Source organism: Novosphingobium mangrovisedimenti (assembly GCF_025153475.1).
Lineage (GTDB): Bacteria > Pseudomonadota > Alphaproteobacteria > Sphingomonadales > Sphingomonadaceae > Novosphingobium > Novosphingobium mangrovi_A.
In genome coordinates, this window is sequence record NZ_JANZXA010000010.1 from 126,218 (window position 1) to 140,223 (window position 14,006).

General features: G+C 63.0%; 19 protein-coding genes and 2 tRNA genes. 14 read left to right on the forward strand and 7 right to left on the reverse strand.

Annotated elements, in window-relative coordinates:
- The first annotated feature begins 72 nt into the window (after positions 1–72).
- Both NZK81_RS15010 and NZK81_RS15015 read left to right on the forward strand, forming a co-directional pair.
- A tRNA-Glu gene (locus tag NZK81_RS15010) sits at positions 73–148 on the forward strand.
- A 38-nt stretch (positions 149–186) separates the two neighbouring features.
- Positions 187–262 (forward strand) — tRNA-Glu (locus NZK81_RS15015).
- A 49-nt stretch (positions 263–311) separates the two neighbouring features.
- Here NZK81_RS15015 and NZK81_RS15020 read toward each other — a convergent pair.
- The 7 genes from NZK81_RS15020 to NZK81_RS15050 form a co-directional block, all read right to left on the reverse strand.
- Positions 312–1,472 carry a tyrosine-type recombinase/integrase gene (locus NZK81_RS15020; RefSeq protein WP_013833535.1) on the reverse strand — a complete coding sequence of 387 codons (1,161 nt, stop codon included), beginning with the start codon at positions 1,470–1,472 and terminating at the stop codon, positions 312–314.
- The gene (locus NZK81_RS15025) at positions 1,442–1,654 is read right to left on the reverse strand and encodes an excisionase (protein ID WP_013833534.1); all 213 of its coding nucleotides are present in this window, start codon (positions 1,652–1,654) and stop codon (positions 1,442–1,444) included. Before NZK81_RS15025 ends, NZK81_RS15020 begins: the two co-directional genes overlap by 31 nt.
- 423 nt (positions 1,655–2,077) lie before the next feature.
- Positions 2,078–2,353 carry an HU family DNA-binding protein gene (locus NZK81_RS15030; RefSeq protein ID WP_013833533.1) on the reverse strand — a complete coding sequence of 92 codons (276 nt, stop codon included), beginning with the start codon at positions 2,351–2,353 and terminating at the stop codon, positions 2,078–2,080.
- Between the two features lie 52 nt (positions 2,354–2,405).
- Positions 2,406–2,891 carry a Ros/MucR family transcriptional regulator gene (locus NZK81_RS15035; RefSeq protein WP_013833532.1) on the reverse strand — a complete coding sequence of 162 codons (486 nt, stop codon included), beginning with the start codon at positions 2,889–2,891 and terminating at the stop codon, positions 2,406–2,408.
- A 139-nt stretch (positions 2,892–3,030) separates the two neighbouring features.
- A complete protein-coding gene (locus NZK81_RS15040; protein ID WP_148275008.1) occupies positions 3,031–3,816 on the reverse strand; it encodes a helix-turn-helix domain-containing protein in 786 nt (261 codons plus the stop codon).
- Positions 3,791–4,207, reverse strand: coding sequence for a helix-turn-helix domain-containing protein (locus NZK81_RS15045; RefSeq protein WP_013833530.1), 417 nt, complete (start codon positions 4,205–4,207; stop codon positions 3,791–3,793). Before NZK81_RS15045 ends, NZK81_RS15040 begins: the two co-directional genes overlap by 26 nt.
- 95 nt (positions 4,208–4,302) lie before the next feature.
- Positions 4,303–4,779, reverse strand: a complete 477-nt coding sequence (locus NZK81_RS15050) for a hypothetical protein (RefSeq protein ID WP_013833529.1) — start codon at positions 4,777–4,779, stop codon at positions 4,303–4,305.
- 298 nt (positions 4,780–5,077) lie between these two features.
- Between NZK81_RS15050 and NZK81_RS15055 the strand changes: the two genes are divergently transcribed.
- The 12 genes from NZK81_RS15055 to NZK81_RS15110 all read left to right on the forward strand — a co-directional run bounded on the left by NZK81_RS15055 (position 5,078) and on the right by NZK81_RS15110 (position 14,004).
- Positions 5,078–5,347: a hypothetical protein gene (locus NZK81_RS15055; protein ID WP_041558986.1), complete on the forward strand. Its 270-nt coding sequence runs from the start codon at positions 5,078–5,080 to the stop codon at positions 5,345–5,347.
- A complete protein-coding gene (locus tag NZK81_RS15060) occupies positions 5,331–6,143 on the forward strand; it encodes a DsbC family protein (protein WP_013833528.1) in 813 nt (270 codons plus the stop codon). Before NZK81_RS15055 ends, NZK81_RS15060 begins: the two co-directional genes overlap by 17 nt.
- 201 nt (positions 6,144–6,344) lie before the next feature.
- On the forward strand, positions 6,345–6,659 hold the full coding sequence (locus NZK81_RS15065; RefSeq protein WP_013833527.1) for a hypothetical protein: 315 nt from the start codon (positions 6,345–6,347) through the stop codon (positions 6,657–6,659).
- Between the two features lie 130 nt (positions 6,660–6,789).
- Positions 6,790–7,056 (forward strand): type IV conjugative transfer system protein TraL, encoded by a 267-nt coding sequence (locus NZK81_RS15070; RefSeq protein WP_013833526.1) that lies wholly within the window; start codon positions 6,790–6,792, stop codon positions 7,054–7,056.
- A gap of 8 nt (positions 7,057–7,064) precedes the next feature.
- Positions 7,065–7,703, forward strand: a complete 639-nt coding sequence (locus NZK81_RS15075) for a TraE/TraK family type IV conjugative transfer system protein (RefSeq protein WP_013833525.1) — start codon at positions 7,065–7,067, stop codon at positions 7,701–7,703.
- Positions 7,687–8,484 carry a type-F conjugative transfer system secretin TraK gene (locus NZK81_RS15080; RefSeq protein WP_041558985.1) on the forward strand — a complete coding sequence of 266 codons (798 nt, stop codon included), beginning with the start codon at positions 7,687–7,689 and terminating at the stop codon, positions 8,482–8,484. The genes NZK81_RS15075 and NZK81_RS15080 overlap by 17 nt, the downstream gene beginning before the upstream one ends.
- The gene (locus NZK81_RS15085; RefSeq protein WP_041558984.1) at positions 8,481–9,806 is read left to right on the forward strand and encodes a TraB/VirB10 family protein; all 1,326 of its coding nucleotides are present in this window, start codon (positions 8,481–8,483) and stop codon (positions 9,804–9,806) included. The genes NZK81_RS15080 and NZK81_RS15085 overlap by 4 nt, the downstream gene beginning before the upstream one ends.
- A 41-nt stretch (positions 9,807–9,847) precedes the next feature.
- On the forward strand, positions 9,848–10,516 hold the full coding sequence (locus tag NZK81_RS15090) for a TraV family lipoprotein (protein WP_041558983.1): 669 nt from the start codon (positions 9,848–9,850) through the stop codon (positions 10,514–10,516).
- Entirely contained in the window at positions 10,513–13,053 is a 2,541-nt protein-coding gene (locus NZK81_RS15095; protein WP_013833521.1) for a TraC family protein, read from the forward strand. Before NZK81_RS15090 ends, NZK81_RS15095 begins: the two co-directional genes overlap by 4 nt.
- Entirely contained in the window at positions 13,053–13,379 is a 327-nt protein-coding gene (locus tag NZK81_RS15100; RefSeq protein WP_041558982.1) for a hypothetical protein, read from the forward strand. The genes NZK81_RS15095 and NZK81_RS15100 overlap by 1 nt, the downstream gene beginning before the upstream one ends.
- Positions 13,376–13,771: a hypothetical protein gene (locus tag NZK81_RS15105; protein ID WP_041558981.1), complete on the forward strand. Its 396-nt coding sequence runs from the start codon at positions 13,376–13,378 to the stop codon at positions 13,769–13,771. The genes NZK81_RS15100 and NZK81_RS15105 overlap by 4 nt, the downstream gene beginning before the upstream one ends.
- A complete protein-coding gene (locus NZK81_RS15110; protein ID WP_065762434.1) occupies positions 13,768–14,004 on the forward strand; it encodes a hypothetical protein in 237 nt (78 codons plus the stop codon). The genes NZK81_RS15105 and NZK81_RS15110 overlap by 4 nt, the downstream gene beginning before the upstream one ends.
- Positions 14,005–14,006 lie beyond the last annotated feature (2 nt).

Consider the following 14,006-nt stretch of genomic DNA (forward strand, 5'->3'; position numbering starts at 1 on the left):
CTTCCGCAGGGGCTTGACCCCCCCGCAACCCACCGCTAGAGGGCCGGTCCTGCCTCCGGCACTGATCGGATTGGCCCCTTCGTCTAGCGGTCTAGGACGCGGCCCTTTCACGGCTGAAACACGGGTTCGAGTCCCGTAGGGGTCACCATCCGATGCCGGGCACGGCAGCGCGCTAAATGGCTTAACGGCCCCTTCGTCTAGCGGTCTAGGACGCGGCCCTCTCACGGCTGAAACACGAGTTCGATTCTCGTAGGGGTCACCACCAAAGCACGTCGCAATACCACCGGCAGCGACACCCAATTCGGCGCGGCTTACGCCTGTTCGGCCCTTGCCGAGCCACCTTCATCGCTGCTGTAGAGAACCTCGAGTTTCGCTGCTTCTCGCCCGCCGTCAGCACCGTCGATCCACTTCGAATAATGCTTGAACAGCATGGCCGCGCTGCGATGACCTAATTGCCGTGAGATGTAGGCAGGGTTCACGCCCGCCATGAGCGCCGTCGTCGCGTAAGTATGACGCGTCTGATAGGCATCGCGGCTCCGGATGCCCAATGCCCGCAGGGCGGGATGAAAATAAAGTTTGCGCTGATCCTGTACGTCCGGCCACGGCGTGTTCGTCACCGGATTGATGAAGACCGGTGTATCCGCACCCCGCATGAAGCTGTGTACTTTCTGCCGTTGGAGCACGGCGATCATACGGCTGGTGAGATCGACATCTCGAGCGCTTCGGGTCTTGGTCGACTTGAGGACGTGACGTACGCGGGCTCGCTGAACGCGGATGGTCCGGCGTTTCCAGTCGATGTCGCTCCACTGGACGACTATCTGTTCACTCGGTCGCATACCCGTTCCGAAGGCGAATTCGTACCAGTTCCAGACTTGCTGGTCGAAGTAGTCGCGTAGGTAGACAAGGATCCGCTCCATCTCCTCGCGGTCGAATGGATCGGGCATCGGCGCCTGATGGCTGAGGTTACGAATCCGCTCGAGGGGAGATCGGTCGATAATCCCATCGTCGACCGCAGTGGCAAAAATGGCGCGCAAAGGAATAAGGTTGTTGTTGACGGTCTTTCCGCTGACACGCTTGGCCAGCTTGGCGATTTCTCGCTTGATCTCGCTGGGCTTGATGCTGGCCAACTGGCGCTCGCCGAATGCCGGCCCCCAAATCTTCTCGATTGCCGCCGTGTAGCCTTGCATGGTCGATTTTTCCGCCGTCACGGTTTCGAGCCACTCCCTGGCAATGGTCGTGAACCCCCGCACCCCGGCCGTCTGAGCAGATTTCGGGAATGTGGTTTCGTAGTCGAAGACCCCGAGTTCGATCTCCTGGAACACCTTCGCCATCAACCGCTCTGCGGCCTTGATGTTGGCGGGCGTAGGCTGAAGGTCGAGCGTTTCCCGGCAGCGCCTGCCAAGCCAGACGAATGTAACGCGTATGCAGGATTTCAACGGCTCTACACCGGACCCGCGGCCCCTTCTACCCATCGGTAGAATCCTTCCATGTCTATGCAGATATGGCCGTCGGGCGCACGGCGATAGTGACGGCCCTGAAGCCAGGTGCCGTTCTCGATCTTGTGGTAGATCGCCTTCTCCGTGTAGCCGGTCAATTCCGCGAACTTCTTGATGCGAACATAGCGGGCATGAACGACGCCAGTCTCTGCGGTCATGATGATGGCGCGCCAGGAAGACACCCGAAGCGTGCCGCTATGTCTTTTCCCCCTCCCTCCGTGGGGTCGGGACCAAGACAAAGCCCGTATCCGGGAACCGCGTTCCGCGACCAAAAATTGGCCATGGAACTGGCAAGCGGCGACCGATGTGGAGAAATTTGGCCGGACAGTTGCACCGACAGGTTTCCTTCCGAAACCCTGCCGAACGGCCATGAAGCACTTTGATGATATGGAAATCGGCAGACCGCGTGAAGGACGATTTGCCGCACTCGATTGCCGCAGCCGTTATGATGGCGAACTCGTTACGAGAATGGAAATTGCGCCAGCGACGATAGAAATCGTAAATGACGACAGCCCCCCGTCGGGGACGGGAGGCTGCTTGCGCGACGACGGTTGCCGAAGGTCAAGAGTCGGTGCGAAGGATCATCCGTTAAGTTTGTCCTTCACCGCCTTCGCTGCCGAGAAGGTCAGCTTCCTGGAGGCCGCGATCATTATTGTCTCGCCATTGGCCGGGTTACGGCCTTCGCGTGCCGGAGTATGCTTCACCTTGAACTTCCCGAACGCATTCAAAGCGACCTCTTCACCACGCGCCGCGGCTTCGCCGATCGAGACAAACACGGAATCGACGATCTTGCGGGCATCCGCCTTGGTAAGATCGTTGGCGGTGGCGACCAGTTCGGCGAGTTCGGCATTGTTCATCAAATTTCTCCAGTCGGTGGTGATCCAGAGGCCCAGGAATGACGAGCGTTCCTCAGCCTTGAAAAGGAGTAGCGGATAGTTTCTTGCGGGGTGCCTTCGCCATCGGCGCGGGCGGTGCTTTCGCTGCAACCTTACCCGGCTTGCGGCCAAGGCCGATCTTCTTCGCCAGCGCGCGCCGCCGCTCGGCATAGTCGGGCGCGACCATGGGATAGTCGGTCGGCAGGTTCCACTTGGCGCGGTACTGGTCAGGCGTCAGCTGGTAATGCGTCATCAGATGGCGCTTGAGCATCTTCAGTTTCTTGCCGTCCTCGAGGCAGACAATGTAGTCCGGCTTGACCGATCGCCTGATCGAAACCGCTGGCTCCTGTTCAGCCGCTGCAGGTTCATCCGCGGCACCCAGTCCAGCAAGCGAGGCATGAACGTTGACAATCAACGCCGGCACATCGGCAATAGACAAATTATTGTTGGAAACATGCGCGGAAACGATATCGGCTGTTAGAGCGAGCAGGTCGAGGGCGGCAACCGGCTGATTGTCCATCTATCGGGATCCTTCCGTTTAGGGCGGCGCATAAAAGAATACTCACCGAGCCTCTATCGCCCGCAATAAGTGTTGAAAAGATTGCCGCACAAATATCCCTGATGAGTTTCCGCACGGTTCTACGAGATTTGTGGGTAGTTCATCCTGAAGGCTCGAGCATGATCTGCGTCGATGAAGCCCCATGGCCGATCAATCTGGCAAGGTAATTCTCCATCAGTTCCTTGGCCCAGGGGCTCAGTCGGATGTGGACGCGGCGGGCGTCGGTCGGATCCCTTTCCCGGACCAGAAATCCCGAGCGAGTCATGTTCTTCGCCCAGCGGATGGCTGTGCTGTGCGGGACGCGTGCGGCTACGGCGAGGCTGGAAATCTGCACGCTCTCGCCCTTGGCTTCGGCCGTGTAGAGATCGAGCAAAATGTCCCAGGCGGGTTCGGCAAACATCTCGGAACCGAACATTTCTTCCCGCAAGCGGCGGGCCTTCAGCCACCAGTTCGCTATCCGAAGCCCCGTGGCGTGAACCTCATCCTCATCTGCGGTGCCTGCTGAACCAGTTCCTTCGAGCATGAATGCGTGCTGCCGGTGCGGCCGACTCTCACCCTCCAGGTCATCGTGGGCCACCGGATGCCCCGGTGATGTGCTCGAAGTCCAACAATCCCGTGCGGATCGACTGCGTTGCGCCATTATCGGAAGCGCCAGAAAATTCATTTGCCGCAGGCGGCCAGTTTCGCACCATGGATGAAACTCCTCGCAGATTGATAAATGTGACTTCTGCGCCCGAAGCTCGAACGATGGCCGTTTCTCATGTGACCTTTCCGCCCTATATTTTTGAGATTTGTTGGCAAATTCTTCGTGCGGGATGGCCTGCGATTTGGGCCATGCCGCAATCGCGACCGGCCCGGTTTCATCTCTGTTCCGCAAGAAGGTCATCGCTTCCGCCGTCGAAAAGTGTCTTGCGCATGTCGGCAATGTTCTGATCGACGATGAACTGAAGCCAGCGGCGCTCGAGCTCGAAGAGGTTGCCGGCAAGCAGCTGCGGGGCGAACCGCAACCCATGCACCGTGAACAGCAGGGGGATGAAAATGTAGCTCGGCGAAATCCGAAGCGCCGCGGAGCAGCGCAGATGATCGTCGATCTTCGTTTTGGGGTTGCCCGATTCGATCTCTCGGATCCAACTGACGCCAAGACCCACACGCTTTGCCAGCATCGACTGCGTGAGACCTTCGCGTTTGCGTCCATTTTCGATCCTCCGGCCTGACATCTGCTTGATTTCGGCAAGCGACGATGCGTCTGAGCCGGATGCCATGCATTCCTGCGGCATCACCTACTCCTGACTGCAGCTAATCGCCCGCCACGGCAGCTCGACAGTCAGGAATTGGTGTCTGATACACAATTGGTCAATCGAAATTCAGGCCATTATTGCCCGATCGGTCCGAGCTCCGTACGACGTGACCGCAATGTCTTACCGATCTTCAAATAATCGCCCGCTTGACTGAGCATTTCGTCATAGGCGCCAAGGATTGCTTCGGACGGCGCGAGGCGAAACTGCTTCAGCGCAACGATGAACAGCCGCGAATTGAGGGCCGTTGGTCCGCGCCGCTGCGACGCGGGTCCGAGCCGCGCGGCGACCCGCGACATGACATCGGTCAGCGACAGGGGGGCGCCGACGAAGCAGACGCGATCCCCATTGAGCCCTGAATCCCTCAAGGTTTTCAGATCGTCAGCAATGAGCTGCACATCGACGTGATCCAGATAGAGAAGCGCGCAGTAAAGTGTGTTGCCAAAGGGAAGCAGTTCCTTGACGAGATGGCCAAGCCGGCAATGACAGTCGAGGAACAGCTCGACCCCGGCGGGCGACAGTTTCAGTTTGAAGGTTCTCGATACCCTTCCCACCGCGCGACTCGTCCCTTCTCATCTTGCTGAGCCGATCCTCGAATTCCTCCCGCCGGCTCCTCGACCGGGCACATCTACAACGAATTAGTAACCAAAAGCGTAACTCGCTGGCGCTTCGAACGATGACGCAAGCCTAACCGCATGACAATGGCCTGCACCTTGCGGCTTTGAAGTCAAACACACCATTCCTTCTCCCACGAACTGCATCCGATAACGGCTCCCCGCTCGTGGGGTTCCAGAACCGGGTGCACCAACCACGGGCAGGAAGCGGTCAATGTATCGATATCGAAGGATCTGCTTGAGCCTTGCACTGCTGGCGCTTGTGGCGGGCACGGCCGAGGCCCATCCGGCGCGGCACCCCCGACCGGTCGTTCCGCAGCCGCGGCACCCGCGCCTCGTCATCGCCCAGGCTGACGGCGGCTTCTTCATCCGCTGCGAGACACCGCGAGAGCCGCAGAACATCCCATTTCCGCGTGGTGCAATTCCCCTTGGTGCCAGCGTCCACATCGATCGGACGGCGCTTCTCCCCTCCCAACAGAAGGACATCTCCCATGGCGAAACTCGCTAAGTACGGTCAGCTTTATGCCGCGACCTGCGGCCTCGCGCTGCTCCTGGGTGCCAGCGCCGCGCTGGCCGCGCCGGACGGCGACGCCAAGTCCGAAGCCCAAGGTGCGACCAGGGTGCTCAGCGAAGCGGCCGAAGCCGCTCAGCGTCAGCTCCACGAGACGTTCACCAATCTGAAGTTCGAGGATTTCGGGCCGGCGCCGGTCAAGGGTCCGATCTATCAGGCGATCGCGGGCGGGCGGATCCTCTATTACGCGCCGGCAAGCGAGCACATCCTGTTCGCCACCGTCTACGACCGCAACGGCGTCAATGTCACGGCGCTTGCCCAGGAAGCGAGCGCGCGCAAGCGGCTGAAGCTGATCGATCCGGCCAAGGCGCTGGTGATCGGCCCCGATAAGGCGCCGACGGTGATCGAGTTCACCGACCCTGACTGCCCCTATTGCCGCGCGCTGGAAAAGTTCTGGGCGGCGAAGACGGCCGAGGGCAAGCCGGTGCGAAGGCTGGTCTATTTCGTCAGCGGGATTCACCCGGCGGCGGCGGCCAAGGCCGAGCACATCCTGTGCTCGCCCGACCGGGAGGCCGCATTCCACGCCATCTATGCCGGCGCCGCGCCCAAAGAACTGGCAAAATGCGCCGCAGGCGCGACCAAGGTCGCGGCCGATGCCGAGATCGTGCGCGAAATAGGCGTCGCTGGCACGCCGACGCTGATCGTCAACGGCAAGCTCATTTCGGGTTTCCAGCAGGCCGAGCTCGAGGCCTTCCTCGACGGCAAGAAGGGGAGCGTCGATGCCGCGCGCTGACGGGCGGCGCGGCGCCGCTCGCCGCAACCCATCCTACATGGCGGACGCCTGTCCTCCGGCCGAGCGGCCGGGTCCGGGCGGACCGGAATGCCGGCGCTCGCGGCCAGCTTGGAGCCGCCCACCGCGCGCGTCGGCCGACAGCGATCTTCATCGATGCCGGCAGGCAGAAATTCGGGTGGCTTCACCAACCGGAGTAGCAAGATGATCAAGACACTTCGCAGTCACGCACTGGGGATCGCCAATCTCGGCGTCCCTTTGGCCGTCCTCGCGCTGGCGAGCACCAGCGCCCATGCCTTCACCGCGCCAGCGGCGGGCGACCTCGGCTACGACATCTACGACATTGTCGTGAACAAGGGGGTCAAGGGTCCGCTCGGCTTTGTCGGCGGCGTCGCGGCCTTTCTGTTCGGTGTCAGCCGCCTGTTTTCGAACGTCATGGTCGGCATCCCGACCATCGTCGCCGCGGTCTGCCTGATCAAGTCGGACACCATCCTCCAGACCTTCGGCATGGTGATCTGATCCACGAGGGACGCTCCGGCTCCCGATGTGGAGCGGAATCCGGAGCGCCCTGACACGAGCTGGAGGCCGATGGTCGGCCTTCGGAAATGACCCCTGACGACGGGTGTCATGAAGCAGGAGGAGAAGGGCATTGGACGAGCGTCTGCCCCAGTATCTGCACGGCCCGGTCCAGATCCTCTGGTTTGGCTCGGACGAGTTCATCCTGGTGATGTCGACCATCTTCGTCGCGGTCATCGTCGGCGGACTGGTCGGCTGGACGCTCATCGGCGCCCTTCTCCTTTTCATTCCCTGGAAGCGATCGAAGCCGCGCGGGTTTCTCTCGCACCTCGCCTGGCGCTGGGGGCTGGTCGCTTTCCGTCACTATCCGGGTCCGACCCAGACCCGCTTCTTCGAGTGAGGACGCCCATGCCCTTTCTCAAATTCCGCAAGCGGTCAGACGAGGATCCCCTGGCGGGAAAGCCCGCGAGCTACGGCCTCCATCGCTACCTGCAGGGCTCGGCGAACCTCTTCGAGGAGAACCGGCTCCTGAAGTTCGCGATTGCAGGGATGTTCGGCGTGAGCGCGGTGCTCGGTACGCTGATCTACACCACCAACCAGAACCAGCGCACGGTGATCGTGCCATTCGGGGCAGGTGGCGATCTCTATGTGACCGGCAATACGCCCTCGGCCGCGTATCTCAGAACCATGACCCGCAACATCGTTAGTCTGTCGGGCACCTATTCGGCCTACAGCGCCGACAAGCAGTTCCAGGAACTGCTGAGCCTCGCCCATCCCAGCGCCTACAACGCCATGCGCGACAGCTTCAACGGCATTCTCGACGAGCTGGCCGACAATCCGACGCTGTCGATCGCGACGTATATTCGCCCCGACCAGCCCGTCACTTGGGACAAGACCGACATCGTCGTGCCTGTCGAGAAGGTCCGCGTCATTGGCGGGGTGATCCGCAAGTTCCGCGGCAATCTCCATATCGGTTACGCGATCGACAATGGCCGCTTCTGGCTCACCAGGCTCACAGAGGAAAATTTCGATGCCGAAACCCGGTAAACGGCGGCGCACAAGCGCCTGCCCGGCGGTGCTGCTCACCGCCTTGATCCTGACGCCCACCGCGCCCGCTATGGCTCAAGCGCCAAATCAGCCGATCATCGCGCTACCCGATCAGACGAGCAGCATTCGCCTGTCCAATCGTGACATCAACCATGTGATCTGCGAGGGCGGCGAAATCGAGGACGTCAAGTTCTCGGCGGAAAAGGCGATCGCGGTCGAGAAAGCCGGGGCGGACGCCTGGATCAAGTTCCTGGTCAAGGAGACCGATGACTCCGGGCAGGTCACGCGCAGCTATGTGACGACCCCGTCCGAATTCTTCATCTCATGCAACGGAGCGATCTACCCGCTCTACGCCGAACCTTCGGACATTCCGGCGCAGACGGTGACGCTGGCGCCGGGCGCGAGCCAACGGGCCAAGGCGAATGCCGACCTGTTGGGGCCGCTGGTCGAGGAAGACCGCGCGGTTTCGATCACGCTGGCGCTGCTGCAGGACCGGGTGCCAGCGAGCTTTGCCGAAGTCGCGCCGCGCAGCGACAGCATGATCCTGGCCGGACTTCCCGCCGCGAGGCTTAGCGAGCGCCGCCGCGTGGCGATCGAAGGCGCGGGGCTGTCGGCATCGGAGTATCTGGTCACCGCCGGTGCCGACGTGGTGCTGGATGAGCGGGCGTTCCTCGACCGCGCGCTCGGCGCCAACATCTTCGCTGTCTCGCTTGACCGGCTGTCGCTGAAAGCCGGCGAGACCGCGCGGCTCATTGTTGTGCGCCGGGGAGAAGAGCAATGAGCGCCGACGACAAGCCCGCAGATGAGGGCGCTCGCTCGCCGAGCACCGAAGCGCCCGGCGCGGAGCATTCGTATCGCGCACATTTGGCGCAGCAGGCCTTGGCCGATGGCAAGCAGGCGCGCCTGCCCGCATTTGCCGACTGGAAGACCCGCTGGGACGCGCTCGGTTCGACCGCGAGGCTGAGGGTCAAGCAAGCGGCACTCGCGGGCACGATCGCGGTTCTGGGCGGTGGTCTTTACCTGGCAAGCCGCGGCGATGCACCTGAGAAGGTCGCGCCTGCTGCATCCAAGCTCGACATGGGTGCGGGGCTGCGCGGCGACAGTCTCGAGGAGAAGCTGCGCGGCGATTTCAAGAAGATCCTCGACGGCCAGCAGCTGCTCGGCGACCGGGTGACCGCGATCGAGGAAGGCAAGGTCGTGCCGCATGGTGCGGCTGTAGCTGGCGAGGATAACGATAGCGGGGCTCTGCCGCCCGCACTGCCTGGAGCGGCACCGCCCTTCCCGCCCTCGCCATCCGAAGCCGATACGGCCTTGCCTTCGGCGCCCATCCCGCCGGTGCCTCCGGCGGCGCCGCCGGCACCGCCAGTTGAGAAAGTCGTTGGTTCGATCGGCGCGGCAACCAGTCCGGTCATTCCGAAGGACGGTGCGGGAAATGCCGCAGACTCGAAAAAAAAGAATCGGACGATCTATTTGCCGCCTGGTTTCATGAAGGCGCGGCTGCTGACGGGGGTGGACGCGCTGGCGAGCCGGGACGCGACCTCGAATCCGGAACCGATCATCGCCCGCGTCCAGGCGCCCGCCGTGCTCCCCAATGATGTCAAGGCGAACCTTTCGGGCTGTTTCGTCATCGGCAATGCGACCGGCAGCCTCGCCAAGGAGCGCGTCGAGGTCCAGCTGGTCTCGCTGTCCTGCGTCGATTTCGACGAACACTCGGTGGTCGATCAGCCGGTCAAGGGCTTCTTCGTCGACGCCGACGGCAAGAAGGGCCTGTCGGGCCGGGTGGTGACTCGCGCCGGCGCGGCGCTGGCGCGAAGCTTCCTCGCCGGCACCATCAGCGGCATCAGCCAGTCGGTCGAGAACACTTTCGGTTCGACCTCGACCTCGGCGCTCGGCACGGTGCGCACGCTCGATGCGGGCGATGCGGCCAAGACCGGTATCGCCGGGGGGCTTTCCAAGTCCTCGGACAAGCTGACCGACTTCTACCTCGACCTTGCGCGTCAGGCCGGACCGATCGTCGAGGTCGGCGCTGCCAAGGAGGTCGTCGTGGTCATTCAGGAGGGCGTCACCCTCGAGATCAAGCCCAGCGTGGAAAGTCACTTCTGATGCCCCGTCTTCACCCTCACCCCCAATTCGGAGATTCGCTCATGGACATTCCCGTGTCCGCCGTGCGGCGACGCCAACGCCGTCCACACATGCTGCTGCTCGTCGCCGCGGCGCTGCCGCTCTCAGCCTGTGCGACGATCGGTTCGGTCATGTCGCCCTATTCCGAGAAATTCTCGTGCAAGAACCCCGACCACGGCCAATGCATTCACCCCGAGAAGGCCTATGAAGATGCCGTGGCGGGGCGTCCACCGCGCTCCGATTCCGCCGTCACCCGCGACAGGAAACTGCTGCGCAAGGCGAAGTCGGCTTCGGTCGAGGCCATGGCGTCCGGTGCGAAACGCACAGCGCAGGCACGCGGCAAACCAGGGCCGAGCGCCTTTGCCGGCTATCGCGACAGTGTCTACCGCGAGCTCCAGGGGCTGATCGACCAGCCCGAAACGCCGATGCTGAAACCTGCCCAAGCGGTGCGCACGCTGATCCTGCCCTATGCCGACCGGCAGCGGCCCGACCGGCTCTACATGCCGCGCTATGTCTATTCGATCCTCGACAAGCCCTCCTGGGTGGTTGGCGGCTATCTGGTCGAACCTGTTTCGCCAGCCAGCCAGCTCCCGGTGCTGGGGCAACTGCGCGAGAAGGCGACTGGCAATATCGATCCGCCTGCCACCGTGCCCGCCCCCGCTCTCGCTCCGGTCAAGGAGCCGAAGCGGTGAGCGCGGGTTCCAACGACACCGGCGGCCTCAGCTTCGCCGCGCTTCGGCGCCATGTCGCGCGCGATTCCTATTCGGACCATCTGCCGCTGGTCGCCTGGGTCGAAGAGGAGGAAGCCTTCCTCACCATTGACGACGGTTGGGGTTATGCTTGGGAGCTGGTGCCTTCGGCCTATATGTTCTCCCATGTTCACAGTGCCTTGCTCGGGCTTCTCAACATCCATTTTGAGCCGGGCACGGTGCTTCAGACTATGAGCTTTGCCGACCCGCTGATCACCGATGCGCTCGACAGCTACCTCGATCTCAAGACTCGCGACGACCCGTTGATCCAGGCTTCCGCCCGGCGCACCTACGACTATCTTCAGGGCGGAACGCGGGGATTGCGTGCCCTCCACGGCATTCCGATCCGGAATTTCCGCACGATCCTTGCCGTCAAGACCCGCAAACCTCTGGGATCCGACATAAGGCGTCAGATCGAAGAGCAGCTCGCCAAGCTCGGCATCGTTTCCCTGCCGCCCGAGGAGATCATGGCCTTCTACCGCCGGGTGTTCAACGGCGTGTTCGAGGCAGCGCCCGGCAGTTTTGTGGGCGGGTCCGCCGACGGCAGCGTGCCCAGGCCCTTGCGCAAGCAGATCATCGATGCCGGACCAGACCTCCTGTTCGAAGGCCCCGAGGTTTTCCTCGGCAACCAGGTCGCGCGCTGCCTCACCCCCAAGGCGCCGGCACGGCGGATAAGCGCCGAGCGCGCCAATCGCCTCACAGGCGGCATGCGCGGGAGCGCCGAGGACAGCGACCAGATCGGCGGGCCGTTCCTCTACACGCTCAATGTCCTGTTCGACCACTCGGCCTTCGAGATCCACAAGCGCGCGCAGATCCTCTCGGCGCAGAAAGCGGCGGGCTCTTTCGCGGTCGAGGTCGGCAAGCAGATCGAGGAGATCGGTTGGGTCCTGGACGAAGCCGGCAACAGCCGATTCGTGCGCGTCATCCCTTGTGTTTGGGTGTTCGGCCGAAACCGCGCCCAGGCGCGCGAAATGGCCGCACGTGCCAAGCGGCTGTGGGAATCGGAGCCCCTCCCCTTCATGATGCAGGAGGAGAGCTACCTCAACCCGATCCTGTTGCCGATGAGCCTGCCCTTCGGGCTCTATCCCGACGGCAAGACATTGAGGATGCTCGAACGCGATTTCCGCATGCCGGTCAAGGCCGCGGTGCTGATGGCGCCGATCCAGACCGATTTTCGCGGGGGCGGCCGTCCGGCGCTGCTCTATACGGGGCGCAAGGGCCAGCTCATCACGCTCGACCTCTTCGACCAGCGCATCAACAATTACAACTTCATCGTCTCGGCTGAAAGCGGCGCGGGCAAGAGCTTCCTGCTCAACAACCTGTGCCAGCAATATTACGCGTCCGGCGCGCTCATCCGCATCATCGACATCGGCGGCTCGTACCGGAAGCTCTGCACGCTGTGCTCGGGCCGCTATATCGACATCGGCGAGGAGCGCCTCGTTCTCAACCCCTTCGACATGGGACTGGCGCTCGACGGCGAGGACAGGCAGTCGGCAATTGCCATGGCGGTCGCGATCGTCGCCGAGATGGCCAATGCCGCGACGCGCAAGGGCGTCTCGACCTCGGAATGGAACCTGCTCAAGTCGGCCGTCCAGTGGACAATCGATACGGGCCGAGCCGAGGACGGGATCGACGCGGTGCGCGACTGGCTCGGCGCCTATCCCGCCCAGACCATGAGCGATCTCGACCGGGTCGATCATCTCGTGCCGGTCGCGCGCGAGCTTGCCTTCAACCTGAGGGATTTCGCCTCGGACGGCGCCTATGGGCATTATTTCAACGGACCCTCGAGCCTCGACATCTCCCGCGACGAATTCGTGGTGCTCGAACTCGAGCGTCTCAAGAACATGCCCGACCTCTTCAACGTCGTCGTGATGGTGGTGGTGAACGCCGTCACCCAGGAGCTCTACCTCTCTGGCCGCGACCGACCGCGTTTCGTGCTCTGCGACGAAGCCGCGCAGTTCATGACCAGGACCGAAGGGCAGGATCTCTCGCGGCTCGCCGAAGCCTTCGGCCAGGGCTACCGCCGCGCGCGCAAATACCAGGGCAGCTTCGGCATCGTCATGCAGTCGATGAACGACCTGCTACTGTTCGGCGGCACCGGCCAGGTCATTCTCGAGAATGCCGCGACGCGCTTCCTGCTGCAGGGTTCGACTTACGACAAGGCGGTCGAGAACAAGATCCTCGACTACTCGCCCTTCGTGCTCGACCTCCTGAAGTCGGTCCGCAACAACAAGCCCAACTACTCCGAGGTGTTCATCGACAGCCCGCTCGGCCTCGGCATCGCGCGGCTGGTGGTCGATCCCTTCAGCTACTGGATCAACACCTCCGCGCCGACCGAAGTCGCCGCCTTCGAGGCGCTGCTCAGAACCGGCCGCTCGCCGCTCGAGGCGGTGTGCGAACTCGCCGGCGTCGATCCCGCCGAGATCCTTGGGACAAACAGACCGCCCTTCCCCCACATGCCAATGCGGGAGGCGGTGTGATGCGCTTCAAACGCACCCATCCCGACCAGCTTCCGCTCGACTGGAGCAAGGATGCCGAGATCGAGCGCATCATCGAGGCGCGCGTTGCGATCCGCGCCGAAGCTGCGGCGCTGCGCTGGCGGCTCCGGCTGATCCTGATCGAGACCGTGCTGATGGCAAGCCTGGTATTCGTCGCCGGCCTTACCCTCCATCAGCCGACCGCCATGGTGCTGCGCGGAGCAGCGATGGTCGGGGCGGCCTGCCTCATAAGCGGTCTGTTGCTGATTGCGCTCGCCGGGCTCACTGGCCACATGATCGCGCGCTATCGTCGCTGGAGGGGTCAATGAACGGTCCCTCGTCGCTGAACGGCTCGCATCGTCTGCAGGCCTGCCCCTTCGCCGGTCGCCGCCCCGACGAAACGCTCCACGCCTTCCTGCTGCGCCGCCATCAGGAAATGGGCGACGAGATTACCGCGCTCGAAGCGATGGGCGAACGGCAAGCTGCGATGCTTTGGGCCGAGCAGGAGGCGCGCATCGCGCACGAATGTACGCTGCTTGTCGGCCAGGCCTGGATCGCCGCCGCCGTGGCGGGGCTGTTCGGAATCCTTCGTCCGGATGACTGGCTCGGCCTGGTCATTGCCGTCGCGCTCGCGAGCATGATCGGCGGCATCTGCCTCGTTCGCTTGCCATCGGCGCTTTGGCACATGCTTGAGCGCATCCGCGGATGGAGGCGGCGATGAGAGGCATCCTTTCCGCCGCGCCCGGTCCCTCGGCGGTCCGTCTGATAGTCGGCACGCACCTGCCGCTGATCCAGGCCGCGCTGGTGCTGTGGTCATTGCCGCGCGTCGATGTTGCGCTGCGGGTTCTGGTCGCGCTGGTGTTCACAATGGCGCTCGGCGGCCTCGTCGCCGCGATCCATGGAGGTTCGAACGACGATCGCCGGAGCTGCTGGAGGCACGGTCATGGCCGGTAAAC